Consider the following 23,568-nt stretch of genomic DNA (forward strand, 5'->3'; position numbering starts at 1 on the left):
GATCTGTAACGCGCCGAGGATCAGGCGCCAGGTTTCGTTATGCATGGCAGGAGGCGTCACATGCGTTGGGTTCTTTCACTGCTGATTACGCTGGTCTGCGCTCAAGTGGCGCGGGCCGAGCCCACGGCCGAGCTATCGGAACCGGTGGGTGGTTGGCGCTATCACGGCTTGCTGGACCGCAGTGAAAACCCTCGCGTCGCCTATCCCACACCGCCCATCGACCGGGGCGTGCAGCGCAATCGCACAATGATCGAAGGCCAGCTCAAGGCCCTCGGCACGCTCCGTCCGCCCCACAGCCTGGCGGTCAACGGCAATCCCCTGAATCTGTACACCGACGATCAAGGGCGTTTTGCCCGCCCGTATGCGTTCGGCGCCGGTTCCAACAGCGTCGAAGTGCGCAGTTCCGAGGGCAAGTCGCTCAAGCGCGTTCAATTCTATGAAGCCAATAACCTGCGCACCCCGGCGCGGATTCGCGTGGTGCTGGGCTGGGACGATCCCAAGGCCGAACTCGACCTGCACATCATTACCCCCGACGGCCAGCACGCGTTCTGGGCCAGTCCGGCGATGAGCAACGGCGGTGGGCTGGACCCGGACGGGGTCGATGGCCCTGGCCCTGAAATGTTCACCATGACTGCGCCGATGCACGGCACCTATCTGGTTTACGTGAACTATTGGGGCAACTACGGCAGTGGCGGCTATAACTTCGATGAGAACAGCAACCAGAACGAGGTGATCACCTCGCAAATCAATCTGGTGCTCAATGAAAACACCGTCGACGAAAAACGCGAGACGTTCATCGTGCCCTTGCGGGCGATCGGCGACCTGCTGCTGGTCAAGACTTTCAACTATTAAACATCCCGCACCACGGTTGAATTCAGCCTTGTGAAAATGAGCGTGAACATGAGTGATAACACGATTCCACCAGCAGCTTCCCCGGCCGCCGCACCCGCTGCCAAACCTCCTCGCCGCTGGCCAGCGCTGGTGATCGGGCTATGCCTGGTGGCCGGAGTGGCGGGCGGATTGGGCTGGTTCCTGCACAAACCCAAGGCCCCGCCTGCGCAATTGGCCAGTGACAAACTGGGCATGAGCCGGCCGGACGGTCTGCTCGAAACCCATTCCTTGAGTCAGCTGCCCAAGGATTTGCTGGCCGTGCCGTTCCTCAAGGAAACCCTGACCGAAGATTTCGTCTTCTATTACGAAGCTCACGCCGACCGTCTCGGTTTGATTGGCAGTCTGCGGCGGATTATTTACGAGCATGACCTGAAGCTGCAGGACAGCCTGATCGAGCAGCTCTTCGACCAACCGGCGGATGTGGCGCTGTGGCGTGGGGCGGATGGGCGTCTCAAGGATTTCCTGTTGGTGATGGATCGCGGCGGACTGGCCAAGGTGCTGGAGCCGCTGGCGAAAGTGGCGCTGGATGATTCGCAACTGAGCAAGCTCGGCGAAGTGAAAGTCGGTGCCGACGCCGTCACCCTCTATCAGCTCAACTACAACGCCAGCAAGTCGTTGGTGTTTGCTTCCCATGGCGACAAATTGGTGGTGCTGTCCAATCCGGCCAAACTCTACGACCCGGATAACGGGGCTTTGGAGGAAACCGGCGGCGTTTCGACCAAGGCGATCGCCGCCTTGCTCAACGGCGACAAACTGTTCCCCGAAGCCTTCGGCCTGCCGCCCCGTGCGCCCGAGGTAAAACAACGCCTCTCGGTCAACTCCAGCGTGTTGGCCATGGGTTATCAGCGCTTCATCCCGAACTTTGCCGGCCTGCGTTTCGACATGGATGACAAGGGCTGGCACAGCTTCCTCGCCATGGACGAACTGGACAAGCAGCCGGACTTCGACTTCAAACCGATCTGGCAAGCCATGCCGATGGGCGCCAGCGCTTGCGTGGCCTTGCCGTTGGCCGCCGAACAACAGAAACCGCTGCTGGTGAAACTTGGCGCCGAAGAGTCCGTGGCCCAGGCCCTGACCGAACATATGGCCGGTGCCGCCGGCCTGTGCTGGTACGCCGATTCGCGGCTGTACACGCCGCTGCTGGTGGCCAGCCTGAATGACGATGACAGTGCCAAACTCGACGGTGACTTGGGCAACCTGTTCGGCTCGATGGTCGGTGCCTACGAAGGCAATGTTGCCGAGCACGCATTCCCGGTGGTCGAGAAACAGGACGGTAAAACCCATCAGTGGCAGCGCCAGGTCAGCTCCAACTTCGGCCCCTATAAGGCCAAGGATGCCGAGCAGCCGGACGCGATCACCGGCAAAGCCTTCATGCGCGTCAGCCTGGCGCGCCATGGTTCGACGCTGCTGTTCTCCCTCGACGACAAACTCGTCGACAAAGCGCTGGGCACCCTCGACAAACGCTTCCCGCCGCTGGCTGACGTGCTGCCGAAAGACCTGCTGATGCCGATCTATTTCGGCCCCGACTCCATGGCGCAACTGATGCAGCAGGAAACCCTCGACAGCCTGCCGCAGGACATGGAGCCGGTGTTCTACAACGCCGCGCAAACCTACCTGATCCCGAAACTGCGCACCCTTGGCGGCTACGGCAAATACGCCCTGACCTTGCCCAAAGGCAGCGAGCCCGACGGCCACTGGCAATGGCTGCCGCTGGAGTGGAAAGCTCTGTGACCGCACTCATCCGAGGCCTCGGCTTGCTGGCGTTGCTGCTGGGGACCCGCACATTCGCCAGCGAAGCCGCCGCGCTCGACCCGCAGCAATCCCAGGTATTCCGTGCCTGGTTCGTGCGCATCGCCCAGGAACAATTGACCCAAGGCCCGAGCCCGCGCTGGTATCAGCAGGACTGCGCCGGGCTGGTGCGGTTTGCCGCCAACGAAGCGCTGAAAGTCCATGACGACAAATGGCTGCGCAGCAATGGCCTGTCCAACCGCTACCTGCCGCCGGAGTTGCAACTGAGTGACGCCCAACGCGGCCTCGCCCAGCAATGGCAGCAGGGCGGCGGCAAGGTCGGGCCCTACGTCAACGCGATCAAACTGATTCAGTTCAACAGTCATCTGGTCGGCCGCGACCTGGCCCAGGCCCGGCCCGGCGACCTGATGTTTTTCGATCAGGGCGATGACCAGCACCTGATGATCTGGATGGGCCGCTTCATCGCCTATCACACCGGCACCACCACCCCCACCGACAACGGCATGCGCTCCGCAAGCCTGCAGCAACTCATGACATGGAAGGACACCCGATGGATACCCGACGCAGCCAACCCCAACTTCATCGGCGTCTATCGACTGAACTTTCTCTCCCAATGATCGGTGCCCGCATGCTGCGCATTTGCTCAAAACTGCCTCTTTTGCTTGCGTTGGTTCTGCCGCTGTCGGCAGTCAACGCCGAAGACACCGTCGAGCCGAGCGGCTATACGCCGGTAGCCGGTGAAAGCTTTTTCCTGTTGGCCGACAGTAGTTTCGCCAGCGATGAACAAGCGGTGGTACGCCTCGAAGCGCCGGGTCGTGACTATCGCCGGTTCCGCATGGAGCCTTACGGCGGTGCGGACATTCGGGTGTATCGCATCGACAAGCCGCTGGATTTCCTCAAGCGCCAGAAGAACTTGCACCGTGTGGTCAGCGACGGCCAGTTCAAGGGCGAAGGCCTGTCGAACACCCTCGCGTACCTGTGGGACAACTGGTACCGCAAATCCCGTCGGGTGATGCAGCGGGCGTTTTCCTACGAGTCGCGTAAACAAGTCACCGAGGAAGTGCCGGAACTGAAGATGGGCACCGCCATCGCCGCGCCAACGCCCTACGATGCACAGCCACAATTTGCTTTGATTCCGGGCCTGCCGGTGGTCAGCCAATTCCGTTATCCGCTATGGCAAGCCAAACCGATCCAGCCGCCTGAAGGCGTGAAACTGGTTGGTTCTTCCAGTGAGTTCGTCAGCGTCTCGCCGGGCAACGTGTACATCCCGTTGGGCAACCTGAAACCGGGCCTGTATCTGGTGGAAGCGCTGATCGGCAAGTACCGCGCGACCACTATGGTGTTCGTCTCCAACACCGTGGCCGTGAGCAAGATTGCCGGTGATGAATTGCTGGTGTGGGCTGCGCGCAAACACGAAGGCAGTTCGGTGCCAAAAGTGAATGTGCTATGGACCGACGGCCTGGGCGTGATGAGCAGTGGCGCTACCGATGCCGATGGTTTGCTGCGCCTGAAACACGTCAGCCCCGAGCGTTCGTTCGTGATCGGCGAGGACGAAGAGGGCGGGGTGTTCGTCTCCGAGAACTTCTATTACGACAGCGAAATCTACGACACCAAACTCTATGCGTTTACCGATCGACCGCTGTACCGGCCGGGTGATTGGGTGTCGTTGAAAATCGTCGGTCGCGAGTTCAAGAATGCCCGGGATTCCGTGGCGCCGACCGCTGCCGATGTCAATGTGACGGTGCTCGATGCCACCGGTACTGCGCTGCAGTCGTTGGCGTTGAAGCTCGATTCCAAGGCCGGCACCCAGGGCCGTTTCCAGTTGCCGGACAATGCGGTGGCAGGTGGTTATGAGCTGCGTTTCAGCTACAAGGATCAGGCCTACAGCAGTGCCTTCCGCGTGGCTGAGTACATCAAGCCGCACTTCGAGATTTCTCTGAACCTGGCCAAGCAAGATTACCGCACCGGCGAACCGGTCAAGGGCAGTCTGGTGTTGTTGTACCCGGACGGTAAACCAGTGGCCGACGCCAAGGTGAGCCTGAGCCTGCGCGCCCAACAACTGTCGATGGTCGATAACGAACTGCAATACCTGGGGCAATTCCCGGTGGAGCTGACCAGCGCCGAACTGACCACCGACGCCAAGGGCAACGCGACGCTTGACCTGCCCGCCGCCGAGAAACCGAGCCGCTACATGCTCACCGTGTTCGCCAGTGATGGCGCGGCGTACCGGGTCAAGACCACCAAGGAAATCCTCATCGACCGTGGTGCCGCCAGTTTCCGCCTGAGCGCGCCGCAACGGTTCAGCGCGGTGGGCGACAAGGTTGCCTTCAGCTACGCCAATGAAGGTGGCAGCGAGCAGAGCAAAGCGGTCAACCCGAGCAGCTACAGCTGGGTGCGACTCGAAGATCAGACCACTGGCGAAGGAAAACTCGCCGCCAAGGACAAAGGCTTCAGCCTGGCCTTCGACCGTCCGGGTACTTACAACCTGACGCTGAAAGATGATCATGGCCGCGTGCTTGGCGCGACCGGTCATTCGGTCACGGGTGATGGCGTCAAAGCCGTGCCCGGCACCGTGGAAATCGTCCTCGACAAACCCGAGTACAAGGCTGGTGACGAAGCCCTCGCGTTGATCACCTTCCCCGAGCCGGTCAGCGATGCGTTGTTGTCGCTCGAGCGCGACAAGGTCGAGGCCACGGCGTTGCTGTCCAAGGGCGCCGACTGGCTGAAGATGGAAAAACTCAGCGACACCCAATACCGCGCGCGCATCGCGGTGAAGGACAACTTCGCGCCGAACCTGACGTTCTCCGTGCTCTACACCAAGGGCGGTCAGTACAGCTTCCAGAACGCCGGTATCAAGGTGGTCGCGCCACAGATCGATGTGGCGATCACTACCGACAAAGAGGCGTATCAACCCGGCGATACCGTGTCCGTGGACCTCACCACCCAGTTCGCCGGCAAGCCGATTCCGGCGCACCTGACGGTCAGCGTGGTCGACGAAATGATCTACGCGCTGCAACCGGAAGTGGCGCCGACCATCGACCAGTTCTTCTACCACCCGCGCCGCAACAACGTGCGCACCAGCGCCAGTTTGTCGTTCATCAGCTACGACGTGGCACTGCCGGGCAGCCCGGGTGCGCCGGGCAAAGCCAACCGCAGCGAGCGTGGGGTGAAAGTGCTGGAGCGGCCGCGTCGTGAAGACGTCGACACCGCCGCGTGGCAGCCGGAATTGATCACCGACGCCAACGGCAAGACCCGCTTCACCTTCAAGATGCCGGACTCCTTGACCCGCTGGCGCATCACCGCCCGCGCCATCGCCGATGACGGTCAGGTCGGGCAAAAGAAGCAATTCGTGCGCTCGGAAAAACCGCTGTACCTGAAGTGGAGCGGCCCGACCAAATTCCGTAACGGCGACAAACCGGATCTTGGTGTATTCGCTTTCAGTCAGGCCGAGAAACCGGTCAAGGCTGAGCTGGTGATTCATTACGCCGGTGCCGAGCAACGTGTGCCGGTCACACTGAACAACGGCGTCAACTACGTCCCATTGCCGGCATTCACATTGGCCAATGGCGATTGGACCGCCGAGCTGGTGCAGGATGGCAAAACCGCTGATGCATTAGCCGTACGCCTGACCGCGACTGGCGAAGGCTGGCAGGTGACCCAGAGCCAAAGCCTGGACGCGGTCAGCGGCGACACGCCGTTGACCTTGCCGGCGGACGCCACGGATATTCGCCTGCGTCTGGATGACAGCCCGCAAGCGGTGTTCCGTTCGGCCCTCGACGATCTGCTGAGCTATCCGTATGGCGGCGTCGAACAAACCGCCAGCCGTCTGCTGCCGCTGAGCATCGCCTATCCAACGCTGTCGTCGAACCCACAGATCCGTGATCGCTTGCGTTTGATCATGCAGAACAGCCGCCTGCGTCTGGTGCAAATGGCCGGGCCGTCGGCGTGCTTCACTTGGTGGGGCTTTGACGGCGAGCCGGATGCATTCCTCACCGCTTACGCCTATTACGCCGACTGGCACGCCAGCAAAGTGCTGGAACTGAGCCTGCCGCCGGAGCACTGGCAGCGGGTGTTGGAGGTGTACGCGAAACAGGCGCAGAACACACCACTGTTGCAGCGGGCGTTGATTCTGTCGTTTGCCAAACAGATGCAATTGCCGGTGAACACGCTGCTCAGCGGTTTGATCGACGACCTGGTGAAAGCCGGCGAAGGCAATGCCGCGAGCGTGATGGACGATGGCGCAGAGAGCCTGGTCATGAACGATCCGGATTCGGCCTTGGGGCTGGCCAGTGCTCGGGTGTTGACCGCGTCTTTGGCGCGTCAGGCCAAGGTCAATCTGCCGCCGGCATTCAGCCGTCAAGTGGATGCTGCGCAACAGCAAGTGGCCGCCAGCGCTCAACCGTTTGTCGAAGCCCTGAACCTGTCGCTGCAGACTTTCGATCAGGCTCATGCACAAGCGTTGTTGCAACGCCTGTTGCCACAGCAATCGACCCTGGAACGCGCGTTGGCGCTGACCTGGTTGCAACGCAGCATCGAGCAGGCCTCTCCGACCATCGCACTGGCACCGGGTGAGGGCTGGAAGAAACGTTACAGTGATACCGGTGAGATGTATTGGACGTGGCAGGGCTCCTCGCCAGTGCCGGCGGCATTGTCGCTGACCGGGACGCAAGAGCGCCCGCTACGCGCCATGTTGAGCTTCCAGACCAAACAACCGGCAATCGATCCGATGGCTGTGACCATCACCCGTCGCCTGTCGCGTCTGGTGCCGGGTGATGAAGCGTTCGAATTCAAACTCGAAGCGGTCGGCACCAAGCCGTTGTCCAGCGACAGCCTGTACCTGGACGAAGTGATCATCACCAGCAAAGCCGCGAAACCGCTGCGCTACGGCATGCTCGAAGTGCCGCTGCCACCGGGTGCGGACGTCGAGCGCACCACGTGGGGCATCAAGCTGATGGGCAAGGCCGGCACCGAGCCGACCTCGCTGGAGAAGGCCCGTTTCGAGCCGGGGCAAATGGCCTATGCGGTGCCAGTGGATGCGCTGAGCGGTGAGTTGCGCCTGCGTCATCTGGTGCGCTTCTCGCAAAAAGGCCAGTTCAACCTGCCGCCGGTGCGCTTCACGCAGGTCTACGCGCCACAGCACCAGGCTCAGGAACAGAAGCAGGCGCTTGGCCAGGTCACGGTCAATTGACATGACCCGGCCTCTGGTCTGGTTACTGCTGTGTTTGATTCCTGCGCTGGCGACAGCGCAGGACGAGCCGTTGCGCCTGGGCTTCAAGGGTGAATTGCTTGCGTTGAGCCAGACTCAGGTGATCTCGCGTGAGCCATTGCCTGATGATTTGCAGACGCCGTTGGGCAGCTTGTGGAAGCTGTTTGTCTACGGCTGGCTGGTGGACACCGGCGCGCGCGAACCCGCTTATGAATGTCGCGGGCAATCGAAGGAAGAAGTTTATTGCTGCACGGCGGGCGGCACGATCGGGCGTGATCAGGCATTGGTGAAGTCTTGCGGCTTGTACTTTGAGCCTGCGCGCCTGGGCATTGCCGGCGCACAGTGGCGCGAGTATTGGCAGGCCAGACAAGCGCCGAAATGGTTGCTGGATTTGCCGTCGTTGCAACCGCAGACCCGGGTTTCGGTGGCGGAGTTGTTGAAGGTGTTGGCCGTGATGCCGGCGCAGGATCAGGCGCGAAGGGTGTTGCTCGATGTGGTGCTCAATGCCGCGGATGGCAATGTCGTGGGTGAACTCGGTGGTCGGTTGCGGGTGAAAACCTGGAGCTGGCTGGGGGATCAGGATCCTTCGTCGCGCCAAGGCGGATTCGCGGGCTGGACGGTAGACGGCACGCCGATCTGGGCCGGTGGGCGTGGCACCAGCCAAATGGTGTTGCGCCATTATGGTCAGGCGCTGGCGACGGTGCTGCCCTCGTCGTGGCCAGCCGAGGCAGGGAAGTGCGTTGAGGTCGGTCTGTTCGCGCGTTATCCACTGAAACGCGTGTTGTCGGGGGATCGCGTTATAGCGCCCGGCCCTTTGCAAGGCGACTACCGCGTCGAGTTCGCCAACGGCAATCAACTCGATATCCACAGCGACGGCGAGTTGTTCTTGCTCAAAGACAAACTCATCGCCCGCCTCGATCGTGAAGAATACGTCGCCCGCGTCCTGCAGCGCGAAGCCAGGCCTGAACCCGTCGAAGCGGCCAAAGCCCTGGCCGTCGCGATCCGCACCTACCTGCTGCAAAACGCCACTCGCAACGGCGACTGTCTGAGCATCGATGACAGCAGCAGTCGACAGCGCGTCGCGCCACGTCCGGCCGCCACTGAGTCGCGCAATATCGCCTCGTGGACCAGCGATCTGGTTCTCGCAGGCAGCAACGTCACCTATCACTCCGACCAACCGGGGCCGGACAAACTCTCCTGGCAGCAAGCCGTCGAACAAGCCAATGCCGGCCAACGCTACGACGCCATCCTGCTGCATGCCTACCCGCGCGCCAGCCTCAGTCGCTGGGACAACCCGGTCGCCTCCTGCGAAGCGCTGCCCGCCGCGCAAGACTGGCTGCAAAACCAGCGCCGCGGCTGGCGCCAACGACTCGAAAGCGAAGTCGGCTACAACGAAGTCAGCACCTTTGCGGTCTGCCGCCTGGCCTTTGGTCGTCCGTTTGTCGACCGCGAACGCCAGCGCATCTACGTACGCGGCGTGCTGTCGTTGCAAGACCGCCTCGATCTGACCCACGAATACCTGCACCTGGCCTTCGAAGCACACCCTAACGGCCAGGATGAAACCTACATCGAAGGGCTCGCCCGTCACCTCTTGCTGGAATAGGCCATGAAACTCCGTTATCCACAGGTCTTGCTGTTGTTTTGCGCTTTTTGCGTACTGCCAGCGACATTTGCCGCCGTCAAACTTGATACGCCCATTGGCGGCTGGCGTACCGGCGCCCCTGAAGGCGAAGGCGAAAGCTTTCGTCAGACGGTCAATTACCCGGCGTCGTCGGTTAACACCCCGGTGGGCCAGGCCAATACGGCGCGCATTACCGGCCAGATCCAATCCACCCCCAAGAGCAATGAACCCGGCAAGCTGATCGTCAACGGCGTCAGCATGCCACTGAAGATCGACCCCGCCGGTCACTTCGACCGCCCGTTCTCATTCCCCAAAGGCAGCAACAGCGTTGAAGTCCGCAGCCCCGATGGCCAACAACGCCACCGCACGCAGTTTCTTAACGCCAGCGGCGGCGCAACCCCGGCCAAGTTGCGGGTGCTGCTGTCCTGGGACAGCGACAACACGGATCTGGACTTGCACCTGATTACGCCCGACGGCGCGCACATCTGGTACGGCGATCGTGTCGCACCCAATGGTGCGGCGCTGGATGTGGACGTGACCACCGGCTACGGCCCGGAAATCTTCGCCATGCCCGCGCCGATCAAGGGGCAATACCTGGTGTACGTGAACTACTACGGCGGCGGGTATCGCAGTGATGACGAAGGGCAGGAGGATGCGGTTCAGCCGCTGACCACCGCGCAAGTGACGGTGATTACGGAGGAGGGGACGCCTGATGAAAAAATGGAAACGTTCCTGGTGCCGATGCGGGCGGTGGGGGAGTTGACGTTGGTTAAGGGGTTTAGTTATCCGTGAGGGGAGATCGTCTCGGCAGTGCTGAGGCCTTTATCCAATCCGTAGCAGCTGCCGAGCCTGCGAGGCTGCGTTCGAGCCGGGGTCGCGCTCGACCGAAGTTCTCGCATATCCGCTGTACACGGTCTTCCTGAAAGAAACGGTTGCCTGATTTTACGACTGCTTCGTGGCCGGACGCAGGCTTCGCCAGCTGCTACAAGGAGTGCGGTGCTTGATGAGGGGGCTGAGGTTGGTTCGGGGGAGGGCGCAGGATTATTCCGGGCATTAAAAAGCCGGCTTGTGGTTAGCTTTTTATCGATGCAGGTGCTTGAAAAACAATAAATTAGCGTTTCAGTATGGCTTTGCGTTCCCCCATCCGTTCCCCCACTTTTTGGGCGATCTTGTCCGGCATTCGGCCGGCTTTTTTGTCGTTTGGAGTTGGCTGTGATACGCCAACTGAATTAGTTTCAGCGATCGTCAGCGGGAGGTTCGCTATCGGCGTTCTCACCAAGTTTGTTCAAACTTATCGCAATCAAGTCATCGAGCTCTTTCAAACGTGTGCGGAGGCCGGCACGGTCTGTGGCCACAGTCATCGTTGAGGTGCCAGGTACCCCGGACAGTAGCGCAATTATTTCATCTCGCTCGTCTTCCAGTCGCCGGATCTTTATCTCATTCCCAATGGCTTCCGCAGCATCGCTTTGTCGTTGCCGAGCTTTCTCGTCAGCGAGAAGACTCTCTTCTACCTGCCCAACATTAGCCTTCATCTCCGCAAAGCGTTCGGCTGCAAATCGAAGAAATTGACTAAATTCATAGATATGGAAATCTTGCCCACTTTCAGCTTTGAATTCCTCCACCAGTTCTGGTCTAGGACCGAGTTTTCTTCCTTTGTGAATCCACCACCAATCCTCCTTAACATCATCTGTGATAAAAACTATCGGACGGTTATCCACTTTAGCTTTCGCTATCATTTCTTTCCAGATGATGAGGTCGCCAAACTTATCAAACTCCCCCGCATCCTTCTTGGCGTCCTTATAGCCCGGTGGGATTTTTTTTGCGTAGCGATCCTCGCCTTCTTTCTTCAACGCGTTAAGCTGTTCACGCGTCCACTTATCACCAATGCGACCATCCAACAATTGTGTAAGTCTAGAAACAGCCTCAGCGATTTCCTCCGAAGGGTGTGCTGTTTGCGCAGCAATCATGCGCCCACGAAAGTCCGCTGCGAATATATCTAATGCGGCAAGCTCTTTGGGCACGCTGATAGTCGGATGCGCGCGTAGCTGTCGCAGTCTCTCGCGTGCTTTCTCAAGGACCGCATCTAGGTCCCTAATTAATGTTTCATAGGCGTCCTGAGCACCAAGTTCGACATCCAAGCGATTGCGATGAAACTCTAGCCCAACCTGATATGGAATCCATAGTGATGCCTTGAGTGCGTCAAATAGTCGTAGAAGCTCATTACGCACTGCAGCGGGATGGCGTAGGCAATGCAACAAAACGTTTGCGTCGGCAACAAAGATTGCGTTATCCCATAACGCCACCACCTCCGCAGCTGACTTCACGTACCAGCCGGAGTATTTATCCTTCATATTCATTCTAGCCAGACCAACTTATTGATGCCGAGCCGTTCGGCTGCCTCTCTAACGAGATCGCGGGTACGCTCACTCTCGGTTTTACCACTCTCAAGTAGAACGATTCCGAATGAAGAAAAGGATTTCTGCGCGCGACCGCGCTCGAAAATCGTCATTAAAATTGACTTCCAGTCGCGACTGCGGCCCCACCCGATGACACGGCCATCCTCAAGTCTTCGACCGTGTGGTTTGATAAAAGCCTGAGCTACGAGGTCGAGATGGGTCAAACCAAGCATTCGCCAGACTTCGGTTTCGCTCAGTGATAACCGGTCCCGAACGTAAGGTTTCACTAAGGAGTCCTTAATGTAGACTCGAACTTTCCTTGCATCCATTACATGTGCCAGTTGCCCACCAATAGAGGCATCTCGCGTCCAAAGCTCGTAGTAGCGTGCACGCTCTGTGTCTTGGAGCGACATCCATCCGAGGTCATCACACTGTTCCCAGAGTTTTTCCCTAAGCGCGTCACGTATTGCGGTTGGAATTGCCGTCATTGAGTTCCCCCTCTATTGTGAGGCGCCGGAAAATCGAACGCGGGGAGCTCGAGTGTCGGATCTCCCTCGCGAGTAAAAAGATCAGCCTGATCCTTCATCCAATCCAACACAAAGGTGCCTGCGCCCTCGTCGCGAAACTGGACGACGCCCGGTAGACGTAGCCTCTCGATGTCTCCTCGAGCGGCCCTCTCCAACTCGATAACCTCGGCAATGCGGCGTAAATCGCTAACGAAGTCGAGAACGACAACTTTCTTTTTTCTGGGGCTAATACGCAGCCCTCGGCCCAGTTGTTGTACAAATATCCGTCGACTGTGTGTGACGCGCATGAAAACGATCATATCGACATCGGGGACATCGACGCCCTCGTTGAATAAATCGCGGGTTGTGACAACATCTAAGGAGCCCTTGCGAAATGCAGCCATTGTTCGGTCGCGTTCGCGAGGTGCCATGTCACCTGTGATCGGCTCGGAGCGAAAGCCGAATAGTCTCAACATTGCCGCGAAACTTTTCGCGTGTGTCACAGAGGAGCAGAAAATTATCGCCGAGCGTCGAAGCTCTTTATCGAAGGTGTCGCGAATTGCGCGCGCCGCCTCTTCATCGCGAGTTGGTAACAACAGAAGTTTATTTAATTGGGTGAGCGAGTATCGATTGCGAGACTGCGATCGCACGAATGACCAATCAATGTTATCCGCAAGCAACCGATAGTCCGCCTCACAAAGGAAGCCTCTTTGGAGCCCCTCCGCGATGCCAACTCGAACAACCGGAGGGCCAAGCAAGTGGTCGATATCATAACCATCGCCGCGCCACGGCGTCGCGGTAACTCCTCCGATCATTGCCTCTGCCATTTTATCGGTTACTCGACGGAAACTGTCTGAACCGACGTGGTGCGCTTCATCAATGAGCACGAGGCCAAATTCTGGCAAGTCCTCCAATCGTGACACAGCACTTTGTACGGTCGCGAAGGTAATCCCATCCCATTCTGACGGGGATTCCCCGCCGATCATTCTATGTGTGGGGATCCATTTTGGAAGTTGATCCCAAAATGCCCTTTGCAGTTGATCGACCAATTCTCTTGTGCCTGCGAGTACTAATGCCCGCCCTCCAGGTATGGCTTCATCACGAAATAGCTGAGCTATGCTTTCAGCCAATACGACTGTCTTCCCAAGCCCTGTCGCCAGCACTACCTGGGCACGGCCGGTTTCGCGCAGACATCCGACGAACTTATCAACGGCTTCGAGTTGATAGTCACGAAGTTCACGTCTACAGGGTGGATATTCCGGGCTTCGGCGCGCCATTTCCAAAAGGGTTGCTGGCTCCAGCACTCCAATTATTACCCCAAGCGCACTCCATCGTTGAACTGACGCCAGCATGGCTGGGCCGACCCGACGACTTGTCGCAACATAAATTCGATCGGCCTGATAGTAGCGGGCTGCATCGCCGACTTGATCAACTGCGGTGGCTGATGGGTATCCATTGGAGGTGAACTTGCATTGGATTACCCATAGTTCGCCATTTTTTACACCCAGAACATCGGCGCCTGCATCGCCGGAACCGCCGATCAGTCGAACGTCCTCAAAGCCGTTACACACAAGCAACCGAGCTACGTCACGCTCGAAAGCTTGCCACGGTCCTCTTAATAGACGCTGTGCGTCAAGAAATGGCTCTGCGCTCACATCACTGCATCCGGCCTTAGAAGGCGAAGCGAGCAAGTCGCACGAATTACGGCATCGCGCGATGCTAGTGCGAGGTCTGCGGGCGTCTGATCTGCGAGCCAGATGGCGTCTCCGAGATATGCGTCATAGCGTGCGACTGTTGAAGACCGCGCATCGCTCGTAACGTCCGCTGCACCAAAGTCGAGTACTGCATAGGCATCTTCCCAATACTTACCATCGAGAAAAATGTCAGGATGCCTAACAAACAACTTCCGGACAGTGCTGCCGTCGGCATACTCCCAATATCTACCACTTTCGATCAGCGCTCGTGGATCGGCGACGCCTCGCCCAGCCATTCGACGAGCGATCCCTTCCTTCTCGCGCACCGACAGCTCCTCATATATTGTTCTGGCCATACTCTCACCTACAAGGCTGGCTGCGGCACGGCAGATGTCGTTCAGAATACTGCCCGCAACGGCGATGATCTCCTGTTCATCTAATCGCGTATCTCCACAATACTCCGCACGAAATTCGGCGAGAACACCAGCTACTGTCGCATCCTGGCTATGGCCTCGGAGAAACTCGATCGTTCGATATGTGATATCGACAAGAAGAGCGTCTAGCGGGGTCATTGTCGAAGACCGAAATACCTCGTGTGTTAAATCGACTAGGTAAGAATAGGTGCGTGTAGCGACGTCCTCCAAACGGACAGTCCAAGGTTGCCCCACAGGCAGTTGCGGATCTGTGGGGTCTACAGAGAATGCCTCTATTTCGAACTCCGCACGGAATGTAGGATGAATGTATTTGCGGGTAAGCTCAAAAATCGGTCGGCGCGCTGGTGGGGGCGTTACCTGAGGAGTCGCCAGCAACAACGGCTCGCCGGCCCCAGCGCTCGCTTCTTCATTAACGCCAGAGCTCTCTGGGGTTGAAACTCCTCCGAGAAAACCTTCGGGAATAGCGATGCCATCACCCGCGCCAGATACATCGCCTAAAATTTTTGCATCCTGTTCTTCGACTAGCTGCCACCACCTTTCATCTGTTAGATAATCGGGGTCTGCATTGGCAAATGAACTAGCCATTTGTTGGGCTCGATCATTGTCTTGGACCACCATCACTCGAGACCAAAGTCCATTTTTGCCCTGAGGACTTGTCCGGCGGAACGCTTGAAATAACTTATAAAGTGGGCTTCGATTTCCATCGAACCCCTTCTGGCGTGCGGTATTAGGCCGTAAGGGCCCCTCACCGCGGATCACGCGAACCATCTCGTTCCATGCCGGGTCGTCGCGCTCAAAGCGGTTCTTTGTATAACTTACTTGGCAATGATCGAGATGGATTTCCCCAATGAAGCGACCGCGACTCCTGGGGTCGTCAATTGGATACTCAATCTCGTCAGTCTCTCCATCACTCCAAGTGAAGAGATCCTTATTTCCGATCTCGATCTTTCGACCATTCCTGATGAAGTCGACACCAAAGTCTGTCTTGTCTAAGTATCGTTGGATGCCTACCCAGCCCCTGACCTTGCGTGGCGTCTCGATAATTTTGCAGTTCAAGCTGCCAGTGGGGCATTGTTCTTGCTCGCTCGTTAACGTGCGCATGCAATGCTCGCAATATCGCCTCGGCGCCAGCGCGACGTCGAAGCGTTCTACTGCGCTTACCACTGTGCCATCAGGTAGCTCCACTGATCGGCTCTCGTCCCAGACGCATGGACGAAGTGGAGTAATCCTTGCGCCGCCTAGCGTCAATCGTATAGCGCCCGCCTCCGAACTTGAGAGGAGGGAGGAGTATGCTTTCGCTAAATGTTTTTTGATGGCAGTTCGATTATTCGCACGAGCGAGAAAAGTCCGTTGCTCGGACTTCAACCGGGTGATGATGATCTCCGTGCCGTGGTCTTCATGGTTCGCCTTGGGTCTAGTTTGGCGGGGCACCCTATAATTGCCTGAGGACCGAAGTTCTTCGAGGTCAATGCGGACGCCAACCTGCTCTGGATCACCTCTGCGGCTTGTCCAAACCTCCGTGACAAGACCAAGCCGTGCCGTTGCAATATTAAAGCCCATGCCGAAAAGGCCGAGTTTCGATAGAGGATCATTACCCGACCAACCAGCTCGAAGGGCATTTTCAAGCACCCCCAGAGACATCCCCGGGCCGTTATCCTTAACGGAAACACGCGCGTTCTCAGTATCGGCGGTAGGGATACTAACCGCGATTTCGGGTTGCTCAATGGGGCCACCGGCTCGTGCCGAATCGATAAAGCCGTCGATCGAGTTGTCGATTAATTCCGCTAGGCAACGCCACTGCTCGAGATTGATTTCGCCGAGCATCTGAAGCACCCGCGGAGCAGGGGTGAGATCTAATTCCTGAGTCATTTTCCCACCTTGGTGCCTGGCCTCGGCCGAGACGTACCACTAACTGCGTTCGACGGTTTGAGGAGCGTACCTGAGCGATCAGCAACTTCAAAAAATGAGGCCAGGACTAGCACTACCAAGCCTTGACGATTGTCCAACTTGTCAATCATGGCGAGTTCTGTGCATTTGGATCTCAGAGTTCGCTGGCCTGGAGTCCAGAACGCCATAAGCCCGGCGTCGACTCTGACATTTGGGCGAGAAACCAAGCCTTTCGGCGGTTGAGGTAGTGCCATCCAATAGCAATCCTTTTAGGCGAACTTCGAGAAATTCAACTCTAGCGAGAAAGCCAAGGAATAGGAAGGCGAACCATGGAGCACGGTCTTGGTTGCAGGCGCAGTGATTAAAGGATGAAAGCTATGGTAGATACCATCAGCGCTAGTGAGCGCAGCCACGTAATGTCTTTGGTCAAGGGTAAGAACACTCACCCCGAGATGGTGGTTCGGCGCCTTTTGCATGCTGCGGGATTTCGCTATCGGCTGCACGACGCGAAACTGCCCGGCAAGCCGGATCTGGTTTTTTCCCGAAAGCGTAAAGTTATCTTCGTGCATGGCTGTTTCTGGCACCGTCATCAAGGGTGCGCCCTCGCGAGAATCCCCAAGTCGAATCAGGAATTTTGGCAGACGAAACTCGAGAGTAACAAGGCGCGCGACGAGGTCAACCTTAGGCGGCTCCAGGACGCGGGATGGGACTCACTGGTGGTCTGGGAGTGTGGTCTAAAGGACTTGAATAAGCTGGAGCAGCTCTTGTTATCGTTTCTTGGAGACGTCTCTACGGCTCGATTAAAATAATCGTACCTCTTGGTGAGGGTTCCTTTCCCTTTTATAGGATCTCATAAGCCGGTAAGGACCGCTGCTAGCCCTCTGGTAGGTCCGCTGAACCTCTGGAACCTGCTGAGCTGTGTTTCTCCTCACTAAAGCGAATCACCCAAAGGGGATTGCACGCGAAGCGATTCGTTGAAAATGGAGAAAGGAGGGGTGGCAAAGGTGAGGACTGTATGAGCGAAACGGCGTGCTGGTCGGAGAAGCCTTTTCACAAAGTTTTAGCTGTGTTTATATACAGTAAATTGGGGGCCGCGATGCCAGATGCATGGAATGCTAGTTTGTTCCGTTAAACACGGTCCACATGTGTGTAGAATCTCCCCCCTATTTTCAAAAGTGACGGTGTCTCGGCAGCCACCGAGACACCGTCAACCACGCCACCTGGTTAAGAGGTGAATAATGGCCACAACTATTTTCCCACGTGCTCCTGCGCATTGCGAGGGGGCAGTCTCTAATGGGCTGCAGTCAATCGAGCTGTTCGCGGGAGCAGGTGGTCTCGGGCTTGGTTTTTCCCTAAGCGGCGTTGGCCATAAAGCGGTCGTTGAGTGGAGTAAGCACGCTTGCGAAACGTTGCGCACCAACAAACGACATGGTGTAGAACCAATCGCTCATTGGCCAGATGTGACCGAAGGCGACGTTCGGAACTTTAGCTTTGGAGGGTTTGAAGGCCTCGATATGATTACGGGTGGCCCTCCATGTCAGCCATTTTCAATGGGAGGAAAGCATCGCGGTTTTTTAGATGATCGCGATATGTTCCCCCAGGCAGTGCGGGCTGTGCGGGAAGTAAGGCCGCGGGCTTTTGTGTTTGAAAATGTGCGAGGGCTTACGCGAGCCTCCTTCTACAACTATTTTAACTACATCCTGCTTCAGCTTGAGTACCCGAGCTTTGAAGCCAAAATTGGCGAAGAATGGCTTGAGCATTTAGCTCGATTAGAAAAGCATAAAACCAAGGGCCGGAAAAGTGAGTATCACGTCGTGGCTCGCTTGGTGAATGCAGCAAATTATGGCGTTCCACAAAAACGTGAGCGCGTTTTCATTGTAGGTTTTCGTGCCGATGTACATCGGCCGTGGACGTTTCCGATTGAAACGCATAGTGCGGATGCACTATTGCGTGAGCAATGGGTAACAGGTGAGTACTGGGATAAGCATAAGGTGGCAAAGCGTCATCGACCTGAACGCCCAGCAAAAATGGAAAAAAAACTTGCAGCGCTGCAGGAGGTCGATGCGACAACGCTCCCCCATCCTTGGCAGACGGTTCGAGATGCCATTGCTGACCTGCCCGATCCTGAGAAAAAAAGTTCCCCATTGATACAGGCACACCGATTTCAGCCTGGGGCAAGAAGCTACCCAGGCCATACAGGAAGCCCGTTGGATGAGCCAGCAAAAGCATTGAAAGCGGGCGATCATGGTGTTCCAGGTGGAGAAAACATGTTGCGCCGCCCTGACGGCTCGGTGCGTTATTTTACTGTTCGAGAATGCGCTCGCATTCAGACTTTTCCGGATAATTTCATTTTCGATGGCACATGGGGAGAAGTTATGCGGCAGCTAGGGAATGCTGTTCCTGTAAAGCTTGCACAGCATGTAGCTGGGAGCGTCTGTGAGATGCTGCGATGAAATAAAGGGAACTTTGCGGAATGGCAGTTAGGAAGTCGGTATCGGAACTTGATGCTTTACTCTTAGAGTTACACACGTTAGCGGATCGTGTCGCTGCTGCTGAAGCAGGCGATGATGTGCGAAGAACCAAACGTGCTCGTTTGACATTAGATGAGATCACTCGGAGGCTCTCTGCTGCGGCCGAAGAGCTTGATCCTATACTCCGGCCGACGTCTATTTTCGACCCTTCAGCCCCCAATACGGCAGGTCGAGTAGTTGCGTTGACTCTTGTGGCGCAACCTAGGCATCCGTTGTCTGAAATTCCAGATTTTTATGGGGCTGGAGTTTATGCAATTTACTACCGAGGTGATTTTGTCCCTTACAGGTTATTGTCGAATACAGATCACCCCATTTATATAGGGCAAGCTGCTCCCGATGAAGCGTCAGCTAAAGATGCTGTTGGTCAGGGCACGAAGCTTTCCGCTAGGCTAAGAGAGCACGCTAGAAATATTCGTAAGGTGGACTCGACGCTTAATATTAGCGACTTTGAGTGTAGATTTTTGATCGTGCAGAGTGGTTTCCAAACATCTGCGGAGAATTATTTAATCAATTTTTTTAGGCCTATTTGGAACGCGGAAACCAAAGTTTGTTTTGGTTTGGGAAAACATGGTGATAGTTCCGATACTCGTGCAAATAAGCGCTCTCCTTGGGATACCTTACATCCAGGTCGAACTTGGGCTGAGTCTACGGTCATCGATCAAAAACCGTATGAGCAGATTGTTGAGCAAATAGCTGCTCATCTGGAAGTTAATAAGCCATACAAAGATATACACGAAATTTTTGATAGATTTATGGTTGATATGAGGCAAGTCGATAGCGATAGGTTCTATACGGCAACGAAAAAAGACATAGTTATTGAAGAGTCAGCGGAATCATAGGCGTTAAGCTTTTATTGTCTGTCGCTGGATATGTTTTATCTGTGTAGGGGGTGTTAATTATTAAAAACGTCTTCTTAATTTCAGTGTCCAGAATTCATCCTTTCTCATTCTTTTGGATATCAAAAGGATAGTTAGGATGTAGTAATATCGAGTGGCCGAAGAACGTGATTTAAGATGGCTATCCAAAAACCAAGTTATATGCTTGTATTGCCATCTCCATGGGTTATCGAGTTGCCAACGCCGCAGTATGGAGGTCTGCACCGTCTGTGCTTGCCTGATGTGGCGCTGCCGGGTGGCATTTGAACCTGTGAGCACCCCCCTTAAAAATAGCTCCATGTCGAAAGGCTTGGTCATTTTCTGCCCCCGATATATGCAGACACCACATCAATTCGATTGTGGCCAAGCTCAATGCTGATCTGCTGGCGAGCAGCTTGATCAAGTCCACTATCTAGTCGATTACCGTCACTACCGTTTACAGGCGCTGGGTGGCCGGTGATTTCACCGTAGCGTTCGCACGCATAGGCGGCCCGTAGTTCGTGAAAGCCCTTTAGCCCATGGCTATGCAGAATTTCCCGGGCAGGGCAAACGACTTGTTGGATGAACTGTTGGTAGCTTTCGTTGTGAGCTAACAGGTTGCGGCTACTACGTGGTGAGACGTTTTGCGCGATATGCAGCGCAGTTCGGACTTGGGCGGTCGCGGCTATCCACCTTGGAACTGATGCCCCTGATCGACCGCCTTTGGTCCCATCCTGAATATTGATCCGATTGAGCCTTTCCGCCTCAAGTTGCAATCTGGGCAGGTCGGCTAGGATCGCTTCACGCAGTCGCATACCGGTTTCACGTGCTAGAAGTACGATGGCGCAGATTCGGTGTTGCCCCTGTTCGCCAAGTGCCTGAGTGATGCGCTCAATGTGCTGTCGATCCTGCCCTTGTGGCGCAATGGTGCGAACCGTCGAACGCTGCCGCCCTAACGCCTGGCTCGGGCTCGGGACTTTCACATACTGATCACCGCGCAGCGCCGCCAGCGTTCGGTTGACGCTGGACAACCGGTTTTGCGCGGTGGCGATGCGGAGGTCGCCGTGGTCGATTTGCTGGCGAAGGTACTGGGCATAGTTGAGTAGCGTCTGCCGATCGATTTGCCGCGCATCGTTGTAGCCAGGGCCTTGCTCGGATCGGCACCACTTAACGAACGCTAGCCAACGATCACTGTGGGCTTTGACTGTGGCGAAATGGCCGCCGCCGAACAGATCCTTAAGCGCCTGCGGACCGGCATAGCTCAGTTGGCGACCATAACCAACGTTGCGACCGTCACGCCTGCCGACCAGGGCCATCCTGGAGCTCCTTCGCCTGTTGGCACAGGTAATCCAATAGCTCGCGCCACTGGCCGTTCACGGGGGGGAGTTGGCCCCAGTCACTGGGACGAAAACACAGCCGGTTGTCCAGGCAGAACAACTCGGCACCTTCCTGGTGGAGGCGCTCAATCAGATCGCTGATGTGTGAGCAGTCCCCTTGGTTTTTGGCGACTGCGGCGACAGTGGCGACAAGCCCCGTGGTACCTGGCGTGGAGCGTGGCGACAAAGTGGCGACAGTGGTGGCGACAAGTTGTAAATGATGAGCTTTTTTCGCCTGGGCGCGCCGGTTGCGTAGGGCTTCATTGAGTCGAAACATGACGCACCTCGAAGTGGTGGCCGTCAGTGCCCAGCCATTGATGAGTGATCAACTCGACCAGCAGGGCCAACGTGTGATGGCTGCTTTTGCGGGCGAAGCGCGGGCCGTTGCGCAACAGATCTCGAACCGTGAAACGGCACCACTGTTTTTCCTGCAGCCAACGCAGCAGCCGATCGGCTTCTTCCCGCTGGGTGTTGATCGGTTCCTGTTCGGTCAGCCGTTGGATCTCGGTCAGGTAGTAATCCATCAGCGAGGAAGCGCGCTGGATGTGGGTGACCTCGATCAGGTCGCGGTCTTCCAGTACCGCAAAGACGCCGGCGATTCGTAGCAGATTGTCCGCGGCCTTGGAGGCGCTGGGGCGCACGTTGGCCAGCTCGTCGAACTCGCCGAGTTGGGCTTCGATGGTGTCGTGTAGGTTGATCCAAGTTTGCCGGGCCAGGCTTCTCAAGGGCAGGGCTTTGGGTTGTAACGCGCCATCGCTGCCGATCACCCAGGGACGTTGCAGCAGGTCGGTGATTCGTTGGGTGTAGCGTTTGATGCTGATGTCTTGGGTGAGATCCACCAGCTGATAAAAACGCTGTCCGGCCAAGCTCTGTGGCCAAGTGATCAGGCAACGGGCGAAGATGCCTTGGCCGTTGAGTAGCGGATCCTTGAGCAGTTGTCCCGCCAAATAAGGTTGCAGCATCAAATGCAGACTCAAGCGCCGGTCATAGGCGCGCAGGCTTTCTCCGGCCATGGAACGAGAGCGATCGATGGGGTTGCCGTCCCACAGCGAGGACAGAGTGGTCACGGCCTTGAGCCGGTTGTCCCTGCTCATGGTACTGCTACCGAGGAATTGGCCGCCCTCATCGCTGAACAGCCCCATGCTGGGCAGACCCAAGCACAGGCTTTTGGTCAGGGCTTCGATGGTCGGTTCGCTGCTGATCAGTCGTGGTGCTACGGGCTCTGGCTCTATCTGGATTGGCGTGTCGGTGTGGCTATCGATCGTTGCCATCTGCTTCTGAGATTGCACAAGGGTGGCGCGGTAGCGACTGAGTTTTTCGCGGTAGGCCTGCCACTGCAGGCGTTCCCATTCGCGGGCTGGCTGCAAGGCCAGCTTATCCACCGCCGTCTTACGATCACCGGAGGCCGCAATGGTGAGCAGGTACAGCGACAGCGGATAGACCCGGCCATCCAGTTGCACATTGGCATGCCCCTGAGTGGCCAAGGCCGAGGTCGCGAGCACCGATTGCGCGGCCATGGCCTGCGGCACACCCATCACTGCGGCCATGCGTTCGACGGCCGGCCCCAGCAGATCACCGAGGGCGGCCACCGGATAATCCAAGGGTGCCTGGCGGGCCTCCAGCAAGGGTTGCGGCGGCAAGCTCCAGGTTGATTGCAGCATGATCGATCTCCTGTTCTTTCACTGTTGTCCTCACGCTCCCGCCACGGATGTTGAGTGTTATCAGGGATAAAGGCCCCTGCGACCTGTGAGGGTGTTCACTAACGCGGAACGGACGGCTCTGTACGACCAAGAGCGCGGGCATTTCCCATCGATCTGGCCTCCTGAACGCATCCGAGGATGCGGGCGGGTGGAGGCTGCACCGGTTAACGAATCCGGTACCGCGAGATCCTGGGCGGGAGGAGGGCATCATTGTTGCGAGCGGGGCATGCCTGACTGTCAGTCAGGTGCAGCCTGTCCTGGGCTGCAGCACCTTCGCCAGCGATAATGCGAGACGTGTCGAATCGTTTTTGTCACGCCGATTGTCACGCGGTGAGTTGCCGCAGAGCCCGATAAGGCGTGGGCTGCAGCAGCGGTAGGAGCGCCCGTCTCTTTCCGGGAGAAAGAGACGGGCGCAGTCTGGCGCAGCGAGATGGGCCAGGGGATGAGGTTGCTGCAGGGCAGTTGGTGATGAGGTAGGCAGTCTGCTGCACAGACGCATTGGAGTAGTCGGCATCCATCACAAGGGGATTGTGACTGTGCGAGCCACCGGACGCTGATCGCACTTAGGAAGAACCACCACGGTGTGGCGTAGCCTTGAAGGTTCGGGCTACCTGGGCGGGTGCTGTCAACGACAGCAATCCATGCGCCAGTAACTACGCTTGTGGTTAAGATTGGTCAAGCCATTATCCGAAGCTGGGGACACCTGTGGCGACTGTCGCCACA

The 23,568-nt window shown here is 57.2% G+C and carries 16 protein-coding genes; 9 read left to right on the plus strand and 7 right to left on the minus strand.

Going from position 1 to position 23,568, the window contains the following annotated elements; genetic code table 11:
- The first annotated feature begins 60 nt into the window (after positions 1-60).
- Genes AC07VO_RS17980 through AC07VO_RS18005 form a run of 6 tightly spaced genes read left to right on the plus strand, consistent with a single transcriptional unit; the run spans position 61 to position 10,259 of the window.
- Positions 61-852: a YfaP family protein gene (locus AC07VO_RS17980; RefSeq protein ID WP_018925700.1), complete on the plus strand. Its 792-nt coding sequence runs from the start codon at positions 61-63 to the stop codon at positions 850-852.
- Between the two features lie 48 nt (positions 853-900).
- Positions 901-2,622 (plus strand): DUF2138 domain-containing protein, encoded by a 1,722-nt coding sequence (locus tag AC07VO_RS17985; RefSeq protein ID WP_064620641.1) that lies wholly within the window; start codon positions 901-903, stop codon positions 2,620-2,622.
- Positions 2,592-3,257 carry a DUF1175 domain-containing protein gene (locus tag AC07VO_RS17990; protein WP_032833720.1) on the plus strand — a complete coding sequence of 222 codons (666 nt, stop codon included), beginning with the start codon at positions 2,592-2,594 and terminating at the stop codon, positions 3,255-3,257. The genes AC07VO_RS17985 and AC07VO_RS17990 overlap by 31 nt, the downstream gene beginning before the upstream one ends.
- An 11-nt stretch (positions 3,258-3,268) precedes the next feature.
- Entirely contained in the window at positions 3,269-7,828 is a 4,560-nt protein-coding gene (locus AC07VO_RS17995) for an alpha-2-macroglobulin family protein (RefSeq protein WP_370741144.1), read from the plus strand.
- 1 nt (position 7,829) lies between these two features.
- Positions 7,830-9,449 carry a DUF2300 domain-containing protein gene (locus tag AC07VO_RS18000; protein ID WP_086945947.1) on the plus strand — a complete coding sequence of 540 codons (1,620 nt, stop codon included), beginning with the start codon at positions 7,830-7,832 and terminating at the stop codon, positions 9,447-9,449.
- A 3-nt stretch (positions 9,450-9,452) separates the two neighbouring features.
- Positions 9,453-10,259, plus strand: coding sequence for a YfaP family protein (locus tag AC07VO_RS18005; protein WP_086945946.1), 807 nt, complete (start codon positions 9,453-9,455; stop codon positions 10,257-10,259).
- A 443-nt stretch (positions 10,260-10,702) separates the two neighbouring features.
- On the opposite strand, the gene AC07VO_RS18010 is transcribed toward AC07VO_RS18005, so the two are convergent.
- The 4 genes from AC07VO_RS18010 to AC07VO_RS18025 are packed head-to-tail and all read right to left on the minus strand — an operon-like array spanning position 10,703 to position 16,366.
- Positions 10,703-11,824 carry a PIN-like domain-containing protein gene (locus tag AC07VO_RS18010; protein WP_221178215.1) on the minus strand — a complete coding sequence of 374 codons (1,122 nt, stop codon included), beginning with the start codon at positions 11,822-11,824 and terminating at the stop codon, positions 10,703-10,705.
- Positions 11,821-12,351 carry a hypothetical protein gene (locus AC07VO_RS18015; protein ID WP_495007647.1) on the minus strand — a complete coding sequence of 177 codons (531 nt, stop codon included), beginning with the start codon at positions 12,349-12,351 and terminating at the stop codon, positions 11,821-11,823. The genes AC07VO_RS18010 and AC07VO_RS18015 overlap by 4 nt, the downstream gene beginning before the upstream one ends.
- Positions 12,348-14,024, minus strand: coding sequence for a DEAD/DEAH box helicase family protein (locus tag AC07VO_RS18020; RefSeq protein ID WP_495007648.1), 1,677 nt, complete (start codon positions 14,022-14,024; stop codon positions 12,348-12,350). The genes AC07VO_RS18015 and AC07VO_RS18020 overlap by 4 nt, the downstream gene beginning before the upstream one ends.
- Entirely contained in the window at positions 14,021-16,366 is a 2,346-nt protein-coding gene (locus tag AC07VO_RS18025) for an ATP-binding protein (protein ID WP_495007649.1), read from the minus strand. Before AC07VO_RS18025 ends, AC07VO_RS18020 begins: the two co-directional genes overlap by 4 nt.
- A 434-nt stretch (positions 16,367-16,800) precedes the next feature.
- Between AC07VO_RS18025 and AC07VO_RS18030 the strand changes: the two genes are divergently transcribed.
- The 3 genes from AC07VO_RS18030 (at position 16,801) to AC07VO_RS18040 (ending at position 19,754) form a co-directional block, all read left to right on the plus strand.
- A complete protein-coding gene (locus AC07VO_RS18030; protein WP_495007657.1) occupies positions 16,801-17,193 on the plus strand; it encodes a very short patch repair endonuclease in 393 nt (130 codons plus the stop codon).
- Positions 17,194-17,622: 429 nt separating this feature from the next.
- Complete coding sequence (locus tag AC07VO_RS18035) at positions 17,623-18,837, plus strand: DNA cytosine methyltransferase (protein WP_495007650.1); 1,215 nt, start codon at positions 17,623-17,625, stop codon at positions 18,835-18,837.
- A gap of 20 nt (positions 18,838-18,857) precedes the next feature.
- Positions 18,858-19,754: an Eco29kI family restriction endonuclease gene (locus tag AC07VO_RS18040; RefSeq protein ID WP_495007651.1), complete on the plus strand. Its 897-nt coding sequence runs from the start codon at positions 18,858-18,860 to the stop codon at positions 19,752-19,754.
- A gap of 350 nt (positions 19,755-20,104) precedes the next feature.
- On the opposite strand, the gene AC07VO_RS18045 is transcribed toward AC07VO_RS18040, so the two are convergent.
- Genes AC07VO_RS18045 through AC07VO_RS18055 form a run of 3 tightly spaced genes read right to left on the minus strand, consistent with a single transcriptional unit; the run spans position 20,105 to position 22,806 of the window.
- Positions 20,105-21,085, minus strand: coding sequence for an integrase domain-containing protein (locus AC07VO_RS18045; RefSeq protein ID WP_495007652.1), 981 nt, complete (start codon positions 21,083-21,085; stop codon positions 20,105-20,107).
- A complete protein-coding gene (locus AC07VO_RS18050; RefSeq protein WP_495007653.1) occupies positions 21,063-21,422 on the minus strand; it encodes a hypothetical protein in 360 nt (119 codons plus the stop codon). Before AC07VO_RS18050 ends, AC07VO_RS18045 begins: the two co-directional genes overlap by 23 nt.
- Complete coding sequence (locus tag AC07VO_RS18055) at positions 21,406-22,806, minus strand: YfjI family protein (protein ID WP_495007654.1); 1,401 nt, start codon at positions 22,804-22,806, stop codon at positions 21,406-21,408. Before AC07VO_RS18055 ends, AC07VO_RS18050 begins: the two co-directional genes overlap by 17 nt.
- Between the last annotated feature and the right edge of the window lie 762 nt (positions 22,807-23,568).

It is taken from the genome of Pseudomonas sp. GW821-FHT03E01, from assembly GCF_059420765.1.